This window comes from Ruegeria sp. O5 (genome assembly GCF_056535105.1).
On the sequence record NZ_JBQERN010000023.1, the window covers coordinates 1 to 21,460 of the forward strand.

The 21,460-nt window shown below is 57.2% G+C and carries 20 protein-coding genes; 6 read left to right on the forward strand and 14 right to left on the reverse strand.

Features of this window, described 5'->3' with window-relative positions:
- Window positions 1–230: 230 nt before the first annotated feature.
- A complete protein-coding gene (gene bhcR, locus ACR0M3_RS18340; RefSeq protein WP_480539962.1) occupies window positions 231–1,079 on the reverse strand; it encodes an HTH-type transcriptional regulator BhcR in 849 nt (282 codons plus the stop codon).
- 169 nt (window positions 1,080–1,248) lie between these two features.
- Here bhcR and bhcA point away from each other — a divergent pair, with 169 nt between their 5' ends.
- The 4 genes from bhcA to bhcD all read left to right on the forward strand — a co-directional run bounded on the left by bhcA (window position 1,249) and on the right by bhcD (window position 5,692).
- On the forward strand, window positions 1,249–2,439 hold the full coding sequence (bhcA, locus tag ACR0M3_RS18345) for an L-aspartate--glyoxylate aminotransferase BhcA (protein ID WP_480901053.1): 1,191 nt from the start codon (window positions 1,249–1,251) through the stop codon (window positions 2,437–2,439).
- Complete coding sequence (gene bhcB, locus ACR0M3_RS18350; protein WP_480774451.1) at window positions 2,439–3,407, forward strand: beta-hydroxyaspartate dehydratase BhcB; 969 nt, start codon at window positions 2,439–2,441, stop codon at window positions 3,405–3,407. Before bhcA ends, bhcB begins: the two co-directional genes overlap by 1 nt.
- 42 nt (window positions 3,408–3,449) lie before the next feature.
- The gene (bhcC, locus tag ACR0M3_RS18355) at window positions 3,450–4,613 is read left to right on the forward strand and encodes a 3-hydroxy-D-aspartate aldolase BhcC (protein ID WP_480912049.1); all 1,164 of its coding nucleotides are present in this window, start codon (window positions 3,450–3,452) and stop codon (window positions 4,611–4,613) included.
- Window positions 4,614–4,726: 113 nt separating this feature from the next.
- On the forward strand, window positions 4,727–5,692 hold the full coding sequence (gene bhcD / locus ACR0M3_RS18360; protein ID WP_480774440.1) for an iminosuccinate reductase BhcD: 966 nt from the start codon (window positions 4,727–4,729) through the stop codon (window positions 5,690–5,692).
- Window positions 5,693–5,833: 141 nt separating this feature from the next.
- On the opposite strand, the gene ACR0M3_RS18365 is transcribed toward bhcD, so the two are convergent.
- From ACR0M3_RS18365 to puuE, 3 genes are read right to left on the reverse strand one after another with little or no spacing between them, the layout of a single operon-like run.
- On the reverse strand, window positions 5,834–7,258 hold the full coding sequence (locus tag ACR0M3_RS18365; protein ID WP_480507713.1) for a uracil-xanthine permease family protein: 1,425 nt from the start codon (window positions 7,256–7,258) through the stop codon (window positions 5,834–5,836).
- A 56-nt stretch (window positions 7,259–7,314) separates the two neighbouring features.
- A complete protein-coding gene (locus ACR0M3_RS18370; protein WP_480774441.1) occupies window positions 7,315–7,800 on the reverse strand; it encodes an ureidoglycolate lyase in 486 nt (161 codons plus the stop codon).
- Window positions 7,797–9,209 carry an allantoinase PuuE gene (puuE, locus tag ACR0M3_RS18375; protein WP_480912052.1) on the reverse strand — a complete coding sequence of 471 codons (1,413 nt, stop codon included), beginning with the start codon at window positions 9,207–9,209 and terminating at the stop codon, window positions 7,797–7,799. Before puuE ends, ACR0M3_RS18370 begins: the two co-directional genes overlap by 4 nt.
- A gap of 147 nt (window positions 9,210–9,356) precedes the next feature.
- Between puuE and uraH the strand changes: the two genes are divergently transcribed.
- Window positions 9,357–9,710 carry a hydroxyisourate hydrolase gene (gene uraH / locus ACR0M3_RS18380; protein WP_480912054.1) on the forward strand — a complete coding sequence of 118 codons (354 nt, stop codon included), beginning with the start codon at window positions 9,357–9,359 and terminating at the stop codon, window positions 9,708–9,710.
- A gap of 134 nt (window positions 9,711–9,844) precedes the next feature.
- Window positions 9,845–11,077, forward strand: coding sequence for a urate hydroxylase PuuD (locus ACR0M3_RS18385; RefSeq protein ID WP_480912057.1), 1,233 nt, complete (start codon window positions 9,845–9,847; stop codon window positions 11,075–11,077).
- A gap of 112 nt (window positions 11,078–11,189) precedes the next feature.
- On the opposite strand, the gene ACR0M3_RS18390 is transcribed toward ACR0M3_RS18385, so the two are convergent.
- The 10 genes from ACR0M3_RS18390 to paaZ form a co-directional block, all read right to left on the reverse strand.
- Entirely contained in the window at window positions 11,190–12,431 is a 1,242-nt protein-coding gene (locus ACR0M3_RS18390) for an acyl-CoA dehydrogenase family protein (protein WP_480507706.1), read from the reverse strand.
- Between the two features lie 324 nt (window positions 12,432–12,755).
- Entirely contained in the window at window positions 12,756–13,517 is a 762-nt protein-coding gene (locus ACR0M3_RS18395) for a Phenylacetic acid catabolic protein (RefSeq protein ID WP_480912060.1), read from the reverse strand.
- Between the two features lie 13 nt (window positions 13,518–13,530).
- Window positions 13,531–14,604, reverse strand: coding sequence for a 2Fe-2S iron-sulfur cluster-binding protein (locus ACR0M3_RS18400; protein ID WP_480559103.1), 1,074 nt, complete (start codon window positions 14,602–14,604; stop codon window positions 13,531–13,533).
- Between the two features lie 13 nt (window positions 14,605–14,617).
- Window positions 14,618–15,079, reverse strand: a complete 462-nt coding sequence (paaD, locus tag ACR0M3_RS18405; protein WP_267366243.1) for a 1,2-phenylacetyl-CoA epoxidase subunit PaaD — start codon at window positions 15,077–15,079, stop codon at window positions 14,618–14,620.
- 6 nt (window positions 15,080–15,085) lie between these two features.
- Window positions 15,086–15,844, reverse strand: a complete 759-nt coding sequence (gene paaC, locus ACR0M3_RS18410) for a 1,2-phenylacetyl-CoA epoxidase subunit PaaC (RefSeq protein ID WP_480912062.1) — start codon at window positions 15,842–15,844, stop codon at window positions 15,086–15,088.
- On the reverse strand, window positions 15,844–16,128 hold the full coding sequence (paaB, locus tag ACR0M3_RS18415; protein ID WP_209507558.1) for a 1,2-phenylacetyl-CoA epoxidase subunit PaaB: 285 nt from the start codon (window positions 16,126–16,128) through the stop codon (window positions 15,844–15,846). The genes paaC and paaB overlap by 1 nt, the downstream gene beginning before the upstream one ends.
- 23 nt (window positions 16,129–16,151) lie before the next feature.
- On the reverse strand, window positions 16,152–17,129 hold the full coding sequence (gene paaA, locus ACR0M3_RS18420; RefSeq protein ID WP_480476985.1) for a 1,2-phenylacetyl-CoA epoxidase subunit PaaA: 978 nt from the start codon (window positions 17,127–17,129) through the stop codon (window positions 16,152–16,154).
- A 15-nt stretch (window positions 17,130–17,144) separates the two neighbouring features.
- Window positions 17,145–18,347, reverse strand: a complete 1,203-nt coding sequence (gene pcaF, locus ACR0M3_RS18425) for a 3-oxoadipyl-CoA thiolase (protein ID WP_480912064.1) — start codon at window positions 18,345–18,347, stop codon at window positions 17,145–17,147.
- A 190-nt stretch (window positions 18,348–18,537) separates the two neighbouring features.
- Window positions 18,538–19,353 carry a PaaX family transcriptional regulator C-terminal domain-containing protein gene (locus ACR0M3_RS18430; protein ID WP_480912066.1) on the reverse strand — a complete coding sequence of 272 codons (816 nt, stop codon included), beginning with the start codon at window positions 19,351–19,353 and terminating at the stop codon, window positions 18,538–18,540.
- Between the two features lie 62 nt (window positions 19,354–19,415).
- Window positions 19,416–21,446 (reverse strand): phenylacetic acid degradation bifunctional protein PaaZ, encoded by a 2,031-nt coding sequence (paaZ, locus tag ACR0M3_RS18435; protein ID WP_480912069.1) that lies wholly within the window; start codon window positions 21,444–21,446, stop codon window positions 19,416–19,418.
- Window positions 21,447–21,460 lie beyond the last annotated feature (14 nt).

Below are 21,460 nucleotides of genomic sequence, written 5' to 3' on the forward strand. Positions count from 1 at the left end.
ATGCAGAAAAACGGACCCTTCAAAAACCTCTTCGACCAACAGTTCAATAAACACAAACAAAAACAAAAAGTCGCTCAGTAATGAGAGGGGGCTGAAAATCGGGTGACCGGAGATGGGTACATCTGAATCGCGTTTCAGTTTTTGTTTGCGAGGCACATCTCCGCGCGTTGGTGTTGTGGCGCGGCAGACGGATCCGGGGTCAGCATTCGCCGCAATTTGGCGGCAAAACCTTAGGGTTGCGGAGACACCACTGTCCCACCAATAGCCAGCGTCAACCGGCGCGCGGCTTCCATCACCGGGCGGCTCAGCCGTTCGATTTCGGTTGCTCCGACGCGGCTGGTTGGCCCGGACACGGAAAGCCCTGCGACCGCCTCTCTGTTCATATCGAAAACGGGTGCTGCAATGCATCGCATACCTGTAGTCTTTTCTTCGTTGTCCACGGAAAAACCCCGCAATCTGATAGCTGCAAGATCTTTCTTCAACGCCTCGGGGCTGGTAATCGACTGATCCGTAAAAGCCTGTAAATTCGCGGCGGCCAACCTTCGGTTCAATCTGTCTTCGTCCATATGGGCCAACAACGCTTTTCCGATGCCCGACGCGTGCATGGGTGACAATGTGCCGGGGGGAAAAAACGCCCGGATGCTTTCATGTGTTTCAACCTGGCTCAGGAACAGCACCAGACCTTCTTTCTCAATGCCCAAATTGGCGGTCTCGCTCGTGGTTTCCATCAGCTTGCGCATGATCGGCCTTGCCCGTTCCACAAGACTGGTACGGCGCAGAAACCGCGAGCCGATCACAAACGCCTGCGGGCCAATGTGCCAAACCTGTTCTTCATGGTCGAACTCGACCAGGCCCCTGCCCTGCAACGTCACGAGGATGCGATAAACAGTGGCCGGTGCCTGGCGCATTTCATCTGAAAGTTCAGTAAGAGCTTTGCCTTGGGCCTGGCTCAGATACTCGAAAACCTCCATCGCCCGATCCAGTGATTTGATCGTATTCTGCGCGGTTTTGTCATCCCACCCCCGCGGTCTTCCGCGGGCCTTGCGACGGAGCTTCGGGTCATTGTCTTGCGATTCCATAAAAACCCTCTGATCATTTATGAAAGACTATTTCACAGCATGAAAAATATAACCCACTGACAACTATAAGTTAAATCTCATTATACAAATTTTGAAATGCGTTTTCAAAAAAATTTCCAATCAGGCGGCTGGAACCTATTGTGCAGGCAAGGACGCAAGGAGACCATCCATGAGCTTTCAAAACCCCGTTTTCATCCCTGGCCCGACGAACATCCCGGAAAGCCTGCGCAAGGCGTGCGATATGCCCACGATCGACCACCGTTCGCCATTGTTCGGGCAAATCCTGCATCCTGCGCGCGCGGGCGTTCGGAAAATTCTGAAAAGCGACAGTGCCGAAGTCTTCATTTTCCCGTCGACCGGCACCGGGGGCTGGGAAACCGCCCTGACCAATACGCTGTCCGCAGGTGACAAGGTTCTGGTGGCCCGTAACGGCATGTTCAGCCATCGCTGGATCGATATGTGCCAACGCCATGGGCTGAATGTTGAGATCGTCGAAACCCCGTGGGGCGATGGGCTGCCGGCTGACCGGTACGAAGAAATCCTTGCCGCCGACAAAAACCATGAGATCAAGGCGGTTCTAGCCACGCATAATGAGACGGCAACTGGCGTGAAGTCGGATATCGCTGCCGTGCGCAAGGCGCTGACTGCTGCGCAACACCCGGCGCTGCTTTTTGTTGATGGCGTCTCATCCATCGCGTCGATGGATTTCCGGTTTGATGAATGGGGCGTGGATGTTGCCGTTACCGGGTCGCAGAAGGGTTTCATGTTGCCCGCTGGCCTTGCCATCGTCGGTTTCAGCCAGAAAGCGATGGAAGCAACCAAAACCGGCACCCTGCCCCGCACATTCTTTGACGTCCGGGACATGACCAAGGGATACACCAACAATGCTTACCCCTATACACCCGCTGTGGGGTTGATGAATGGCCTCAATCAAGCCTGCGCTATGCTGTTGAGTGAAGGTCTGGAGAACGTTTTCGCCCGACACCACCGGATTGCCGAAGGGGTCCGTGCCGCTGTGGGGGCGTGGGGGCTGGAGCTTTGTGCCAGCAGCCCGGCGGTCTATTCCGATACCGTAAGCGCAATCCGCACGCCGAACGGCTTCAACGCGACGGATATTGTCACGCACGCAGCTGAAAAATACGGCGTTGCCTTTGGCGTGGGCCTTGGTGAGGTCGCGGGCAAGGTGTTCCGGATCGGGCATCTGGGCAGCCTGACGGATGTCATGGCTCTGTCCGGGATCGCCACTGCTGAGATGTGCATGGTTGACCTGGGCCTGAACATCGACCTGGGGTCCGGAGTTGCTGCCGCACAGGAATACTATCGTGGCCATCCCGGTTCCGTTCAGAAGAACGCGGCATGATGAAGGATTGCACAATGTATATCCCAACCTATGAAGACATGCTTGCGGCACATGACCGGATCAAACCCCATATCCGCCGCACCCCGGTGCGAACCTCGGACTTTCTCAACGAACTGTCAGGCGCGCAGCTGTTCTTCAAATGCGAAAACTTTCAGGAACCGGGCGCTTTCAAGGTACGAGGTGCCACCAATGCGGTTTTTGGGCTGGATGAGAAACAGGCCGAAAAAGGTGTCGCCACCCATTCTTCGGGCAATCACGCCTCGTGCCTGTCTTATGCGGCGATGAAACGGGGCATTCCCTGCAACGTGGTCATGCCGCGGACAGCGCCGCAAGCAAAGAAGGACACGGTCCGCCGTTATGGAGGGAAGATTACAGAATGCGAACCTTCCACCTCGTCGCGCGAAGCGACATTTGCCGAGGTTCAGGCGGCTACGGGCGGTGACTTTGTTCACCCCTACAACGATCCTCGGGTCATCGCCGGCCAAGGCACCTGTTCGCGCGAGTTTATCGAGCAGACCGACGGTCTGGACGCAGTCGTCGCGCCAATCGGCGGCGGTGGCATGGTATCCGGAACCTGTTTGACCCTGTCCAATCTGGCCCCAGAAACAGCAATCATAGCGGCAGAACCTGAACAGGCAGACGACGCCTATCGCAGCTTCAAGGCCGGTCATATCATCGCGGATGATGCGCCAAAGACGATTGCTGACGGGTTGCTGGTGCCGCTGAAGGATCTCACCTGGCATTTCATTTCAAACCACGTCTCAGAGATTTACACAGCCTCCGAGCAAGAGATCATCGATGCGATGAAACTGACATGGAAGCACCTGCGGATTGTGATGGAGCCATCTTCGGCCGTTCCGCTGGCCACGGTTCTCAAAAACCCGGACGCCTTCAAGGGCAAGCGTGTCGGAGTGATTGTTACAGGTGGCAATGTCGATCTGGACCGGCTGCCCTGGATGAATGTCTGAATACACCCCAACAAAAAACTATCCCGGTATAGGATTACGGAGATGAAAGATATGAGCACTCTCGACCAGTTCGAAGTAGGTTACGATATTCCGGCCAAGCCCGGCATGGACGAAGCAGATATCCAGACACCCAGCCTGATTTTGGATCTCGACGCGCTTGAACGCAACATCAGGAAGATGGGCGATTATACCAAGGCGCACGGGATGCGTCACCGCGTGCATGGTAAAATGCACAAGTCGGTTGACGTGGCCAAGCTGCAAGAAAAAATCGGTGGTGCCGTTGGTGTCTGCTGCCAGAAAGTTTCCGAGGCCGAAGTTTTCGTTCGTGGTGGGATCAAGGACGTTCTGGTTTCGAACCAGGTGCGTGACCCGGCCAAAATTGACCGCCTCGCACGCCTGCCAAAGCTGGGCAGCCGCATTATCGTGTGTGTCGACGATCTGGAAAATGTCGCCGACCTTTCGGCGGCGGCAGTCCGGCATGGAACACAGCTAGAAGTCTTCGTGGAAATCGATTGCGGCGCAGGGCGGTGCGGGGTCACAACGACGCCCGAAGTGATTGAAATCGCCAAGGCGGTTGAGGCTGCAGACAACTTGAAATTCAGCGGAATTCAGGCCTATCAGGGCGCCATGCAACACCTCGACAGCTATGAGGCACGCAAGGAAAAACTGGATACCGCCATCGCGATGGTCAAAGACGCGGTAGACGGCCTTAAAGCCGAGGGTATCGAGTGTGAGCTGGTTTCGGGCGGCGGTACGGGGTCTTACTACTTCGAATCCAACTCGGGCGTGTATAATGAGCTGCAATGCGGGTCTTATGCGTTCATGGATGCCGATTACGGTCGCATCCTGGATGAGAACGGCAACCGGATCGACCAGGGCGAGTGGGAGAACGCATTCTTCATCCTGACCAGCGTCATGAGCCATGCCAAGGCGGACAAGGCGATTGTCGATGCGGGTCTGAAGGCGCAGTCGGTGGATAGCGGTCTGCCTGTTGTTTTCGGGCGTGACGATGTCGAATACATCAAATGCTCGGATGAACATGGCGTCGTGATGGATCCGAGCGGGGCGCTCAAGGTCAATGACAAGCTGAAACTGGTGCCAGGGCACTGTGACCCAACTGCAAACGTGCACGATTGGTATGTGGGCGTCCGGAATGGCAAGGTCGAATGCGTTTGGCCGGTGTCAGCCCGCGGCCGCGCGTACTGAGCTTGAATGCTCAAAGAACAAACCGCCGGCCAAACATGGCCGGACAGTCGCCCGTGCGCGCCCGCTTTTGTCGGTGAATCGCACGGGCGCACGAATTCCAAGTGGAGAATGACATGCTGATCGTACCCGAGCGCGAAATCGCCAACCTCATGACCCGCGACGCGGCCTTTGAAGCCGTCGAACAGGTCTTTGCCTCCATGGCTGCAGGGGACGCCTATAACTTTCCTGTCGTGCGCGAAGCCATCGGACATGAGGACGCCCTGTACGGCTTTAAAGGCGGGTTTGACCGCGCCGGGCTGACACTGGGCCTGAAGGCCGGCGGGTATTGGCCAAATAACCTGGAAAAGCGCGGATTGATCAATCACCAGTCCACTGTTTTTCTTTTTGACCCTGACACCGGAAAACCGTCAGCGATGATTGGCGGCAACCTTTTGACGGCCTTGCGCACTGCGGCGGCCTCTTCTGTATCCATCAAGCACCTTGCCCGTGCGGACGCGCGGGTGATCGGTATGATCGGGGCCGGGCATCAGGCAACCTTTCAGCTTCGGTCAGCGCTGGAGACCCACACCTTTGAAAAGGTCCTTGGCTGGAACTACCATCCCGAGATGTTGCCGAACATTGAAAAGGTCGCCAATGAAGCCGGTGTTCCGTTTGAAGCGGTCGAACTTGATGGCATGACCGAGGCGGATGTCATAATCTCGATCACCTCGGCTTTTGCACCATCGCTGATGGCAAACCATGTGAGCCCCGGAACGCATATCGCGTGCATGGGAACGGACACCAAGGGCAAGCAGGAAGTCGAGGCGGCGTTGTTGGCCAAAGCATCCGTATTCACAGATGAAATCGCACAGTCAATTTCGATTGGCGAGGCGCAACACGCCGTGGCACAGGGCCTGATCAGAGAAAGTGACCTGATCCAGTTGGGTGCGGTCATCAACGGGACGAATCCGGGCCGAACATCAGACGATCAGATCACCTTGTTCGATGGCACAGGCGTCGGTCTTCAGGATCTGGCGGTTGCTGCATCTGTTGTCGAGCTGGCCGTACAGAAAGGCATCGCGATTGAGGTCGATTTCTGACGACATCCCCTTGTGGTCGCCAAGGCGGGCGTCGAGTAACGCGTTACATATGTGAGCGATGGGCAAGCCTGCCAGACCTGAAATCAAAAAGCGGCGCGCTCAGTGCGCCGCTTATTCATTTACAAGTCCGGGCCGAACCGGTCAGACGTGATCGTCCTGTTCGATAGAGCCCAGCCCGTGGCCTGCCATTCCACCGGACACCTCTTCCGTCGCTTCATCCGAAAGCTCTTCGGGCAGAACCAGATTCAGGACAATGGCAATGATCGCAGCAGGCAAGATCCCGGATGTCGCCAGAACTTTGAGAGTTCCGGGCAGATGCTGTAAAGCGCCGGGCTCTAACTGCAAGCCCAGACCAAGGCTGAGTGAAATCGCAAAGATCACCATGTTGCGGCGATTCCACGTCACGTCCGACAGCATCGAGACACCGGCTGCAACCACCATACCGAACATCACGATCACACCACCGCCCAGAACCTCGATCGGAACGGATGAGATCACCGCGCCGATCTTGGGGATAAGCCCGCATATGATCAGGAACAGGGCACCTATGGTTACGACCGTGCGGCTCATGACACCGGTCATGGCGATCAGGCCAACGTTCTGACTGAACGACGTGTTCGGCAGGGCCCCAAAGACGCCTGATACCGCAGTTCCAAGACCATCGGCAAAAGTCGCGCCCTGAATTTCCTTGTCGGTTGCCTCGCGTCCCGCGCCCCCCTTGGTGATACCGGACACATCCCCGACCGTTTCTACAGCCGATACAAAGGACATCGCACAAAACCCGATGATCGCCGCGAATGAAAACTCGATACCGAAGTGAAATGGGTTCGGCATTGCAAACGGAGCCGCGCGCCCAACATTGCCCAAATTTACCTGACCCAGTGCGAATGCCACAACATATCCGACCAACAGGCCAATCAGAACCGCCGACACCGACAACATACCGCGGGCGAAAAACTTCAGGCCCAGCGTAACAACAATCACAGTTCCGGCCATGAGCCAGTTCAGACCAGAGCCGTATTCTTCGGTACCGATGGCGGGTACACCCCCTGCGGCGTACTGGACGCCGACCTTGACAAGCGCAAGCCCGATCATGGTCACGACAAGACCGGTAACCAAGGGCGGAAGCGCAAAGCGAATTCGGCCAATGAACAACCCAAGGCTGGCATGAAACAGGCCGCCTACGACTATACCACCCATCAATACAGCAATCGCGTCAACGCCCTTTCCAACCACCAACGGGATCATGATCGGAATAAAGGCAAACGACGTTCCCTGCACGATTGGCAGGCGGGCGCCAACAGGCCCCAGCCCAATGGTCTGGAACAGTGTCGCAACGCCCGCAAAGAACATCGACATCTGGATCATGTAAATCATCTGCGGGAAATCGGGGCTGTTTGAACCAAACCCGAAACCCGCCGCACCGCAAACGATGATGGCTGGCGTGACGTTGGAAACGAACATCGCCAGCACGTGTTGAATTCCCAAAGGGACCGCCTTCAGAATTGGCGGGGTGTAGTTCGGGTCGCGGAGCTGCTCCGGCGTCCCTAAAGTTGCATCTGACATCGCGTTTTTCCTCCCAAAAAAACTACGTGGACCGGCCCCTCTTCCGGCAATGTCCCTTATTCAGTGATCGTGTAGGCGTTCTGGAACCAATATTCCTCAAGGTTGGGCCCGTTTCCTATTCGGTCGACCACGGCGAACAACCCGGGGGGATGAAGCGGTGTCAGTACCCCGTGCCAGGTGTTCCGATGATAATTCACGCCCTGTCCGGGCGCGGTCATGAATGCAACCGGCTCACCCGGTACACCCGCGTTGTCGGGCGCTACGACAACGACAAAGGGTTTATCTGAAAGCGGTAGAAAGGCCTGGCTGCCGTCGGGATGACGCTCGACCATTTCAAGTTTGATGGGCAGGTCGAAGGCCTGGGATTGGAAAACGCTGATCCCTGCGCGCCCCTCATGGAAATCCAGTTGGGCGCGATCATGGTATCGCGCGCATTTTCCCTGATTGATGTATTTGTCCACCGCGCCAGACACTTCGATGACATCGCCGAACGGTGCAAAGACCTCGGCGGTCAGTGGCCGGAGTTTCAGCGTGGATGTCATTGCGCGAATTTCTCGATCAGCCGCAACTCGGCAATCCGTTCGACCTGACGGCAGGCCTCGGCGAATTCGGTGTCTCGATCACTGTCTATCCGACGGCGAAAAGCCTCCAGAATGGTTGCTTTGGTGTTGTCCTTGACCGCAATGATAAAAGGAAAGCCGAACTTGGTCGTGTAGGTGTCGTTCAAGGCCGTGAAGGTCGCACGCTCTTCATCCGTCAGCATGTCGAGACCTGCTCCGGCCTGTTCTGCCGTGCTTTCCTTGGTCAGACGACCCGCAGCAGCAAGTTTGCCTGCCAGATCCGGGTGGGCTGTCAGGACGCCAAGCCGCTGCTCGGCTGTGGCAGATCGGAATACGCGCGCCAGAGCATTGTGAACCCCTGCGGCATTGTCATGCGTGGGACCCAGCTCCAGATCAAAGGCCGCTTGGGCAATCCACGGGCTGTGTTCGAACACGCCGCCAAATTCGGCGACAAAGGTTGGCTGGTCCATTTCCGACGGGGTCAGCCGTTGACTTGGCGGATGCATTTGCGCCCAATGATCAGCGATTTGTTCGCGGGTGGCAAACCAGACCCCGTCATGTTTCTTGAAGTGGTCGAGTGCGCGTTTCAGGGCCATGGCGCGACCAGGGCGGCCGATGAGGCGGCAATGCAGTCCGATCGAAAGCATCTTCGGCACGCCCTCTTGGCCTTCGGCATAAAGCATGTCGAAGCTGTCCTTGAGATAGCTTTCAAACTGTTCGCCGTTGGTATAGCCCGCCTGAATTGCAAACCGCATATCGTTGCAATCCATCGTGTAGGGCACGATCAACTGATCCTTGCCACCGGCCTTGACCCAATAGGGCAAGTCGTCGGCATAGCTGTCGGCAATATAGGCCAGCTCGCCTTCGGCGGCGGCCAGATCGACCGTGTTCATCGAACAGCGGCCCGTGTACCAGCCACGCGGGGGCTTGCCGACGACCTCGGTATGAAGCCGGATCGCCTCACGGATCTGGGCGCGTTCTTCTTCCGCGTCCATGTCCTTGTGCTCAACCCATTTCAGGCCATGGCTGGCAATCTCCCAGCCTGCGGCCTTCATCGCCGCAACCTGCTCCGGTGCACGGGCTAATGCTGTGGCAACGCCATAAACCGTGACAGGAAGGTCCTGCAAAAGCCGATGCACCCGCCAGAACCCTGTGCGGCTGCCGTATTCGTAAATGGATTCCATGTTCCAGTGCCTTTGCCCCGGCCAAGGGGCCGCACCGGTGATTTCGGAAAGAAACGCCTCGGATGCGGCATCCCCGTGCAAAACGTTGTTCTCGCCGCCTTCCTCATAGTTCAGGACAATCTGAACTGCGATTTTGGCCCCGTTTGGCCAGTTTGCGTTTGGCACTTGCCGGCCATAGCCGGTCATGTCTCGTGGATACCGCGTCACATCAATTTCCCTCTTGCTGAAAAGACGAATAACCCAAACAATCACCTATGTTTTTCAAAAAATACTGTAAGCAGTCTTTTGACAGACTGCCTTTGCCTGCCGCGAAGGTATTGCAATAGTAACAGCAATGCTTAGCGAGAGGTGCAAATGGCCGGTTACCTTACAACACATGTCCTGGATACGGCGCGGGGCTGCCCGGCCAGTGGGATGAAGATCGAGTTGTTCCGGATCAACGGAACAGACCGCACGTTGCTGAAAACTCTGCTCACCAACGAGGACGGCCGCACCGATGAACAAATCCTTCCCGAGGCCGAGTTTTCGACAGGCGAATACGAGCTGCTGTTTCATGCGGGCAAATACCTCGACGCCACTGGCGTGCCGCCTGAAAGCCCGCGTTTTCTGGATTTGATCCCGATCCGATTCGGGATGTCCGAACACGCCCACTATCATGTTCCGCTGCTACTTTCGCCTTTCAGCTACGCGACTTATCGCGGAAGTTGAGCGTTGCGCTGCGTGTTCCTGTAGACTGACAATTGTATTGCTATTTTTGATACTGCTTGATCTTTCGTAGCAATACCCGATGAAACCTCTGTCGCCTAGAGTGCCGAAGAACTTGGATATGTAGGAGCAACGCCATGTATGACCTGGCTGTTATGTGGGAGTGGATGGCCTTTTCCGTCCGCTGGCTGCATGTGATCACGGCGATGGCGTGGATCGGCGCGTCATTCTATTTTATCGCGCTCGACCTTATGCTTAAGCCGAACCCTGCCTTGCCAGAAGGGGCCTATGGCGAGGAGTGGGAGGTGCACGGGGGCGGGTTCTATCACACCGTCAAATATCTGGTCGCACCCGCGCGTATGCCCGAGCACCTGACCTGGCACAAATGGCAGAGCTATACGACATGGCTTTCGGGTGCGGCCTTGCTCATGATCATATATTGGGTCGGGGGCGAGTTGTTCCTGCTTGATCCGACCAAAGCGGATCTGGCTTTGTGGCAGGGGATATTGATCTCTGGCGGGTCACTGACCATCGGCTGGCTGCTTTACGACCAGATGTGCAAGTCGCGCCTGAGTGAGCAACCCACCGCGCTGATGCTGTTGCTGTTCGTGATTCTGGTGGCTATGTCCTGGGGTTACAATCAGATTTTTACCGGTCGTGCCGCGCTTTTGCACCTGGGTGCGTTCACTGCAACCATCATGACGGCCAATGTGTTCTTCCAGATCATGCCCAACCAGCGGATCGTGGTGGAAGACCTCAAGGCGGGTCGGACGCCGGATGCCAAATATGGAAAGATCGCCAAGGTGCGTTCGACGCACAACAACTACCTGACCTTGCCTGTCGTGTTCCTGATGCTGTCGAACCACTATCCTCTGGCCTTTGGCACCCAGTATTCATGGATCATCGCCAGCCTGATCTTTCTGACCGGCGTGACCATCCGTCACTACTTCAACACGATGCACGCAACCGGGAAAGGGCCGCACTGGACCTGGGGTGTTACTGTCATCCTCATGATCGTGATCGCATGGCTGTCTTCTGTCAGAACCGGCGAGACATGGGAGGACGCCGAAGCAAGGGCATTGACACCTTACGAAGAAAAATTTGCGTCGGCTGCTGGGTTTGAAGAAGCCTATGACACCGTGCTGGGCAATTGTTCGATGTGTCATGCCCGCGAGCCGGTTTATGGCACCATGAAATGGGCCCCGAAGAAAGTTTATTTGGAAACGCCGGGCGATGTAGCCCGGCACGCCGACCAGATTTACCTGCAGGCCGGGATCAGCCATGCCATGCCACCGCCTTCAGCGGTTCAAATGGACGTGGAAGCGCGCCAAACCATCATCGCATGGGTGCGCGAGGTCAGAGGGCAGTAGGATTTTCGCAGGACGTCCTGTCCTTCGCTTCCTACCCCCTGCCGCGGGACAAATACCCAGTTTCTAACGCTCAAACAAAGCAGGTCGCGCAAGACCTGATGCCGCCCCGGGCCTAGCGCGATGGCGGGGTCAGCCATTGGGCCGACATGCCAAAATTCGAGTTCTTCAACTCTTGCTTGGCAATCGCCTGCAAATGCACCTCGTCCGGACCATCCGCATATCGCAGCGCGCGTGCCCAGGTATAGCTGTCGGCCAGCGGTGTATCCGGGGTCATGCCCATCGCCCCAAAGACCTGCATCGCACGATCCGTGACAGCAGCATGCACATTGGGTGCTACCACCTTGATCAATGAAATCTCTCGGAACGCTTCTTTGGCGCCCACCTGATCAATCTTCCAGGCTGCTTTCAGGGTCAGCAACCGCGCCTGTTCGATCTCTAACCGGGATTTGGCGATCCACTCGCGGATCACGCCCTGTTCTGCAAGCTGCTTGCCAAACGCTTTCCGTTCCTGCGCGCGTTCGACCATCAGGTTAAGCGCCATTTCCGCCGCACCGATCGAACGCATGCAATGGTGGATGCGACCGGGACCAAGCCGGGCCTGCGCCAGAGCGAACCCGCTGCCTTCCTCGCCCAAAAGATTGCTGACCGGAACGCGCACATCCTTGAAGACCAGCTCGGCATGGCCTTCGGGGTCGTGCATGTTCAGAATGGTGGGGTTGCGAACAATCTCAAAACCGGGCGTGTCCTTCGGGACAATGACCATGCTTTGTTGTTTGTGCCGATCCGCATTGGGATCCGTTTTACCCATGACGATAAACAATCTGGTGTTCGGGTGACAGGCGTTCGTGATGAACCACTTGCGGCCATTGATGACGTATTCGTCCCCCTCACGCCGTATCGAAGTGGTAATATTGGTCGCGTCCGAACTGGCCACATCCGGTTCAGTCATCGCAAAAGAGGATCGGATTTCACCGTTCAACAGCGGCACCAGCCATGTCTCGCGCTGTTCCGGGGTGGCGAACATGTGCAACAGTTCCATATTGCCGGTATCCGGCGCACTGCAATTGAACACTTCCGAAGACCAGGCCACCTGCCCCATAAGTTCGGCCAGCGGCGCGTATTCCAGATTGCTCAGCCGGGTGCCGGGTTCATCGTCGCGCAGGCTGGGCAGGAACAAGTTCCACAACCCTTCGGCCCGGGCCAACGCCTTGAGATCTTCCATAAACGAAACCGGGAAACCGCCTGCCGCCATTTCTTCTTTGTGATCGCGTATGCGCGGGTAGATATGCGCCTCCATAAACGCTTTCAGGTGGTCATACATTTCCGTGGCGCGCGGCGATGGGGCAAAATCCATGGCGGTTCCTTCCGGTGCGTTGTGGCGGTGATGTCCTCAAACTCTGCTCGCGCCAGAACGGCCGCCAAGGCACTATCTTCTGGTGAGTTTAATCCGGCGCTTGATTACGCTCAGTTTGCGCAATCACTCCGATATGAAAAGAGGAAAAAACCAATACCGCAACCTGCCGGCGTGAAACGTCAGGTCATTGTTCTCAGAACCTGGTGGACCAACAATACCTAAGGGGATGAACGGGCCGCATTCGGAGATTTGCACCGCCGGGCGAGTTTCACATCGCCCACGCCCGGAATTGCCTCTCAACCCGCCTTTGGCGTTCACACTGAACTAGACCGGTGGTTTCAGACCCAGCTGTTTCACGGCGGCACATGCTGTCTGAACCCAACGCTCTTTCAGTGCGTTGTTGCCATTGTGGCGCAAGCCCAGCGATTTCAGAAGCTCAAACCGTTTCAGATCATCGCCACCAAAGGATACAGCGACACGCGGCCACCAATAGTTAACCGCATCCTGCATCTGCTCTGTCTCTCCGCTCTTGGCAAGCTTCACAGCACCTTCCAACGCCAACGCGCCATGATGGGCTTCGACCGGGGCGATGCTGCGGAAAGCTTCAGCCAACGGTTGGTAGGAAACCATTGAAAACTCGGCCAATTGTTCCATGACCGCACGGCTCATCAGCAGGTTCATGATGACCGCGTCGGTCCAGCCCGAGATCGGATAATTGAATACGGCAAGGCGCATGTCATGTGCGCTGCGGGTCGCGCCGATATCTGCGTCACGATTCAAGCGAGCCGTCCACGGATGATGTGTGGCATATCTCTCGGTATCGGCCCCAAACTCACCCATTATCCTGAGAACCTGATCGGCGTGATCCGTTTTCTCAAGAACAATCCTGGCGGCTGCGATCCGTTCCTTGATGCCCGGCCCCTGATTGATGATGTCGGCGAATCCGGCAGCACCGGCAAGTTCGCTGTCCACGAACGTGGCCATCAGCTTCATGAGTTCGGCGCGGTAGCGTGGCGGAACATTGGTTGGGTTGGTCAGCACACCGCCTGCGGCCAGATAGCTGTCGAGTGTCATGGTGTCAGTCATCGGTCTTCTCCCTTTACTGGTCGTAGTCCACGACCACGCGGTCGGTAACCGGATAAGCCTGACAGCTCAGCACATAGCCTTTTTCAACCTCGTAATCCTCTAGCGCGTGATTGGCGAGCATCTCGACCTCGCCTTCCAGAACGCGGCAGCGGCAGGTTGAACAGACACCGGCCTTACAGGCGTATGGGGCGTCCATGGCATTTTCCAAGGCTGCGTCCAGAATGGATTGGTCCTTGGGCAGAGTTATCGTCTGAGTGGACCCATCAAGAGTAATTGATGCACTGGTTTGGTTCGCCTGCGTGCCCGAATCTGCCGCACCTTCCTTGCGTTTGGCCCGGCCCGGCTGAGCGCTGGCAAAGAGTTCAAACTTGATCTGCCTGTCGTCAAGACCATGCGCGCGCAGCGCGGCAGCGATCCCCAGCATCATCGGCTCGGGACCGCAGATAAAAGCTGTGTCCACGTTCTGAATATCGACCCAATGTTCGAACAAGTCAGCGCATTTTTCCTGCGTCACCAGACCGGTGAACAGGTCGATCTCCTGTGCATCCGCCTCAAGAATATGGATAACGTTCAGGCGGCCCATATAGAGGTTTTTCAGGTCTTCCAGCTCCTCGCGGAACATGATCGTGTTGATGCCCTTGTTGGCGTAGATCAGCGTAAAGCGGGATTTGGGTTCGCGGGTCAGTGTTGTCTTCAGGATCGACAGAACCGGCGTGATGCCAGAGCCGCCAGCGAAGCCAAGGTATTGTTTATCTGCATTCGCATCGATCGGAGTGTGAAAGCTGCCCATCGGTGGCATCGCCTGCACTACGTCCCCGACGTTAAGCTCGGAATTGGCCCAACTGGAGAATGCACCGCCCTCGACACGTTTGATCCCGACTTGCAGTACCCCGTCATCCTTGCCCGCACAAATGGAGTAGGACCGGCGCAGCTCTTCTCCGTCAAAGTCGCGGCGAAACGTCAGGTATTGGCCTGCGGTGAAATCGAACTGATCCGCCGCGCCGTTGACAGGCTCAAGCGTCACGACAACCGCATCGCGGATGGTTTTGTGGATGTCGGTGACTTTCAGGTCATGAAAACGTGCCATCCGGTGCTCCTCCTCAGATGCACTTGAAATAGTCAAAGGGTTCCAGACAGTCGGTGCAGCGCCAATGGGCCTTGCACGGGGTCGAACCGAACTGGCTGACCTTTTCAACTGCTTTACTGCCGCAATGCGGGCAGCGCTCTGGCCCGCCCGCCGGTTGTGGCGGGGCGATGCCAAACTCTTCCAGCTTGGCACGGCCTTTTTCGCTCAGCCAATCGGTTGTCCAGGCTGGTGAGATGCAGGTTTCGATCCGCACATCTTCGATACCGTGATCGTGCAAAGCGGTTTCGATATCCATGCTGATGACGGATGTTGCCGGACAGCCCGAATAGGTTGGTGTGACCGTCACGAGCAGCGTTTCGGCATCCCAACGCACATCGCGCACGATCCCGAGATCGACAACCGAGATTACCGGAATCTCGGGATCCGGTACGGCATCCAGCCAATCCCAGATCTGGTCGGTCGAGTGGCGTTGCATCACATGTTACCAGCTTGCACCGGGGTATGCGCGCTGCAACCACTGCATCTGGGTCAAAAGGTGCCCCAGGTGTTCTGTATGCATGCGCCCGTCCCGCCCGCCTTTGTGGGCAAATCGGCTTTCCGGAAGGGTCAATGTCGCCTTGGCCAGAACCCGTTTGACCAGCGCATCATATTCTTCGCGCAGATCGGCCGGGTTCGGCGCAATCCCGGCCGCAGCCATCTGAGCGTCGATGTCATCGCTGACAAACATCTCGCCCACATAGGGCCAGAGGTAATCCAGTGCTGCCTGCATCCGGGTGTGGCTTTCTTCGGTTCCATCACCCAGACCTACGACCGTTTCTGCCGAACGCTCCAGATGATAGGCGACTTCCTTGCTGGCTTTGGCAGCAATCGCGGCGACACGATCGTCAGAGGATGTCAGAAGACGGCCGAGCATGATCGAATGCCAGGCATCGAACAGGAACTGGCGCATCAGGGTGCGGCCGAAATCACCATTCGGAACCTCGACCAGCAACACATTGCGGAAATCCCACGCGTCGCGCAGAAATGCCAGATCATCGGCGGTTTTGCCGCCACCTATCTCGCCGGCAAGGCCAAGCCACATCTGGGTCTGCCCAATCAGGTCCAGCGCTATGTTGGCCAGTGCAATATCCTCCTCCAACACTGGCGCGTGGCCGCACCATTCACTGACGCGATGGCCCAGGATCAGGGTATTGTCCCCCATCCGCAGCAGGAACTGCTGAAACGCTTCGTCGCGGGTCATCACATCGCCCCCACTTCTTCGGGGATGTCGAAAAAGGTCGGGTGGCGGTACACTTTGCTTTCGCTGGGTTCATACAACGGGCCTTTGTCGCTGGGCGACGACGCCGAGATGTTGTTGGCTTCTACCACCCAAATCGACACGCCTTCGTTGCGGCGGGTGTAAACATCGCGTGCATTCTTGATCGCCATTTCCGCGTCCGGGGCATGCAGCGAGCCGACATGTCGGTGGCTCATCCCATGTTGACCGCGGATGAAGATTTCCCACAGGGGCCATTCGGTATTCATCGGGTTTCCTCCTCAGGGTAAGCTTATTCGGCGGCCAGATTGCCGGCCTGTTTCTTGCGGGCGTGGGCCAACAGCCCGTCACGCACCCATTTGCCGTCATCCCAAGCCTTGTTGCGCGCCGCCAGTCGGTCGACGTTGCAGGGGCCGTTGCCCTTGATCACATCGAAGAATTCCGACCAATCCGGCTCTGAGAAATCGTAATGCCCGCGCTCTTCGTTCCACTTCAGGTTCGGGTCGGGGATTGTCAGTCCCAGATATTCGGCCTGTGGGACGGTCTGGTCGACGAATTTCTGGCGCAGCTCATCATTGGTGTTGATCTTGATCTTCCAAGCCATCGACTGCGCGGAGTGGACAGAATCCTTGTCGGACGGTCCAAACATCATCAACGACGGGTACCAGAAGCGATTCATCGCGTCCTGCGCCATCTTGCGCTGCTCGGGCGTGCCTTCGGCCATTTTGCGGATCGCGTCATAGCCTTGGCGCTGATGGAAGCTTTCTTCCTTGCAGATGCGGATCATGGCGCGTGAGTACGGCCCGTAAGACGTTCTTTGCAGCGGCACTTGATTCATGATTGCAGCGCCATCGACCAGCCATCCGACCGCGCCAATATCCGCCCAGTTCAGCGTCGGGTAATTGAAGATCGACGAGTATTTCATGCGACCGTCCAGCAGCATCTCGGTGATCTCATCGCGGCTGACACCCAGTGTTTCGGCCGCACAATAAAGGTAGAGCCCATGGCCGGCTTCATCCTGCACCTTGGCCAGAAGGATCGCCTTGCGTTGCAGCGTCGGCGCACGCGTGATCCAGTTCCCTTCGGGCAATTGCCCGACGATCTCGGAATGCGCGTGCTGTCCGATCTGGCGGATCAGCGTCTTGCGATACCCCTGAGGCATCCAGTCCTTGGGTTCAATCTTGATATCCGCGTCGATCCGCGCCTGAAATTCAGCAAGCTTTTCAGGATCATCGTTTGACGCCTCGGATTCTACCATCTGAGCATACATGTCCCGCCTCCTCCGTTACACGCGTTCAAGAATAAGTGCAGCGCCTTGCCCGACGCCGACGCACATTGTGCAAAGCGCATAGCGCCCTTTGGTGCGTTTCAGTTGGTACGCTGCGGTCAACACAAGTCGGGCGCCGCTCATTCCCAATGGATGACCAAGGGCGATTGCACCGCCATTCGGGTTCACATGGGCGGCGTCATCGGGCAGGCCAAGCTCTCGCAGTGTAGCCAGACCTTGCGACGCAAACGCCTCGTTCAATTCGATCACATCCATCTGGTCGATGCTCAGCCCCGCGCGCGCCAAAACCTTTCGGCTGGCAGGAACCGGACCAATACCCATGACCCGAGGCTCGACGCCCGCGACAGACATACCGACCACACGGGCAATCGGGGTCAAACCATTCTTTGCCACTGCCACTTCATTCGCCATCAGGATCGCGGCGGCACCGTCATTCACGCCCGAGGCATTCCCAGCGGTCACTGTTTTCTCCGGCCCGTTCACACCCTTGAGGCCCGAGAGTTTTTCCGCTGTGGTTCCCGGGCGAGGATGTTCATCCGTATCGACAACAATCGGATCGCCCTTGCGCTGTGGAATCGTAACCGGTGTGATTTCCTCGTGGAACACGCCTGCCGCGTGGGCCGCAGCCCATCTCGCCTGGCTGCGCGCGGCAAAGGCGTCCTGGTCTTCACGGCTGATCCCAAAATCTTCGGCGACATTGTCAGCAGTTTGCGGCATGGAGTCGACGCCATACTGCTGCTTTAGCTTTGGGTTCACAAAGCGCCAGCCAATCGTGGTGTCGTAAACCGCATTGCTGCGCGTAAACGCCGCCGTCGCTTTGGGCATCACAAACGGTGCGCGCGACATGCTTTCCACGCCACCTGCGACAGCAAGATCATAATCGCCTGCCTTGATGCCCCGCGCCGCCATTCCGACAGCATCCATGCCACTGGCACACAATCGGTTTATCGTTGTTCCCGGCACGTCCGTCGGCAATCCGGCCAGCAGGGCTGCCATCCGGGCAACGTTGCGATTGCTCTCTCCTGCCTGGTTGGCATCGCCAAAAATGACGTCATCCACACTGGTCCAGTCGACTTGCGGGTTGCGCGCCATCAGGGCCGCTAGCGGGATAGCCGCCAGATCATCCGTGCGAACCGATGAAAGCGCACCACCATACCGCCCAATCGGGGTGCGGGTTGCGTCGCAGATGAAGGCATCCATCAATTGGGTCTCCTGTTGGAACACAAGTCATTAACCGTCTGGTCGGTTAATAAATGTTCAATCGATTCGGCGCAAGCATTATGTTACCATGTAATCGCTCAAATAAGTTTTCTGTAACATAAAATGGCACTTCTTTCACATCCGTCTTCCAATCCCCAACAGCGCCATCCCGGACACGGCAAGAAAAGAGCTAACCACCCACCGCAGATTCCAGCGTCGCAAGATCTGGTTTGGGCAATTGCCCCAGCAGTCGGGACACCGCCGCGCGACACTCCGCGCCCTTCCAATCGGCGGGCAAAAAGGCCGGAGGCAGGGACGGATGGCGCAGGACCAAACGACGCCACCCATGCACAATCAATACGCGCAGCACCGCTATTTTAAGCGGATCGCCGACGCCATCGACAGGCAGCATTTGCTCGGTGATTTGAATGGAATGCAAAAACTGATCATAGGCAGACTTCAGCACTTCAGGGCCACAAAGGTCGCGCAGCCAGCCGGGGATCGAAGTAGCGCTGCTTTCAACACCCAGCAGTTCTTCAAGGTTCTCCGGGACGGGTCCTGCCGACATGGCTGTTGTGAGGTTAACTGAAATATAATCTCCGGTCAGCATCAGATCTGCCAGCTCTTTTCGCGAACATTCCGAGTTGCTGGCGATAAGCATATGCCAGATTTCTGGCGTATTCGTCTCGCGGGAATAGATGCGCGGGGCGGCGGCTGCGCTTTGACGGCGGCCATATTCGGTCAGTCTGTGAACGCTGTTTCGCCCGACCCGCGTACTTTCGATCCAGCCTTCCTTGCGCAGCCTGTGCAGCGCAACACGCGTGGCTTCGGCCTTGATCCCAGCAAGGTTGGTCAGCGCTGTGATCAGCGCGCCACTAACCTGGTCAGACCCGCTCTGGGCCAGATCACCGAAAATCGTGACCAGCACTGACCACACACGTTGCGTGCCAGTTGTGGTCAACTGGCTGACGCAGGTTTCGAACCATTCTGGGGCCGTATCTTTCATAAGCACAGTATAATCGGGCCGGAGGGAATTGCCATCCAGCCCCTGCGCACCTGCACCTTCGCCTAGTAGGCAACCATGGTCAGCAACTCATATTCTGCGACCAGGTCATCATCCTGCTGTGTCAGGGTAACGTGCCAGCGAACCTCGCCGTAGTCATCATTGCGCTTGGTCTTGTGCTTGACCGTCAAACGCACCTTGATGGTGTCACCTGCCTCGACCGGTTTCATGAAACGCAGCCCGTCAAGACCGGTATTTGCCAAAACCGGCCCCTCGTTCGGTTCGACGAACAATCCGGCTGCGAAAGACAACAGCAAGTACCCATGTGCTACCCGGCCCGGGAAGAACGGGTTACGTTCCGCCGCTGCCTGATCCATATGCGCATAGAAGGTATCACCGGTGAAATTGGCGAAGTGTTCAATGTCCTCCATGGTGATGGTTCTCGGCGCCGTGTGAAGGGTCTCGCCAATCGACAGATCGTGAAACCGACGGGTAAAGGGATGAGCAGCACCTTCGACTTCGGTCGCGCCAGGCACCCATTTCCGGCCAATCGCTGTCAGCAGATCGGGCGAACCCTGAATGGCGGTGCGCTGCATATAGTGTTTCACACCCCGCACCCCACCCATTTCTTCGCCGCCACCGGCGCGTCCTGGACCGCCATGAACCATGTGCGGCAGAGGTGAGCCATGACCAGTGGATTCCTTCATCGAGTCACGGTTGTTGAAATACAGACGCCCGTGATACGCCCCTGATCCCATGGCAACCTGTCGCGCAACCTCGGGATCATGGGTGATCACCGACGCCACCAAAGAGCCCTGCCCACGGTTCGCCAGCTCGATGGCATGGTCAAGATCGCGATACCCCATCACTGTGCTGACCGGACCAAAGGCTTCGGTGTCGTGCACGCGCTGCGCCGCGTCAGGATTGGCGCAGTGGAAGAGCATGGGCGGCAGGAACGCCCCCTTTTCGGCATCAGCGCCCTCAACCGCGAAATCATCGGGGTTGCCGAAGACACACTCGGCCTCTTGCCCGAGGATAGCAGCCTTTTCCAGAACATCACGCTTCTGACCGTTCGAAACCAACGCACCCATACGGGTGGCTTCCAGCTTTGGGTCGCCAATGGTCGTTTTCGCCAGTCGCGCCGACAACGCGTCAATTACCGCCTGTACCTGCGGTTCGGGCGCGATGATCCGACGGATTGCGGTGCATTTCTGCCCTGCCTTCGTGGTCATCTCGCGCTGGACTTCCTTCACGAAGAGGTCAAATTCCGGCGTGCCCGGCGCGGCATCGGGGCCAAGGATCGAACAGTTTAGGCTGTCCTGTTCCGCGACAAACCGTACCGAGTTCTCAAGGATCACCGGGTTGGAGCGCAGTTTCAGGGCTGTATCGGCGGATCCGGTAAAGCTGACCACGTCCTGCATAGTCAGACGGTCCAGCATGTCACCCAAACCACCCGAAACCAACTGCAATGCACCCGCTGGTAAGATGCCGGACTCAAGCATCAACCGAACACATAGCTCGGTCACATAACACGAGCTTGTGGCGGGTTTTACAATCGCCGGAACGCCCGCCAGAAGGGTTGGGGCAAGCTTTTCCAGCATCCCCCAAACCGGAAAATTGAACGCGTTGATGTGAATTGCCACGCCTTGCAGCGGGGTGCAGATGTGCTGCCCCAGGAAAGTGCCGTTGCGCGAAAGCTGCTCGACATCGCCATCCAGATAGACATGTCCGTCCGGCATTTCACGACGGCCTTTTGCGGCAAAGACAAACATCGTTCCGATGCCGCCGTCGATATCAATCATATGATCCGATTGCGTGGCACCGGTGTTGAAAGACAAGTCATACATCGCCTGCTTGTGCTGACCCAAATGGACGGACAGCGCCTTGAGCATTTTGGCCCGTTCATGGAACGTCATTTTGCGCAGTGCCGCCCCCCCGACATTGCGCGCATAGTCCAACATCCCCTGGACATCCAAAGCATTGTTACCCGCTGTGGCGATAACCTCGCCGGTCACAGCGCTAGCTATCGCGCGGGCACCCTCGCCGGGCGAAACCCACTCACCGGCTGCAAAGCTGGAAATCTGTTGGATAGTCATGAGCGTCTCCTCAT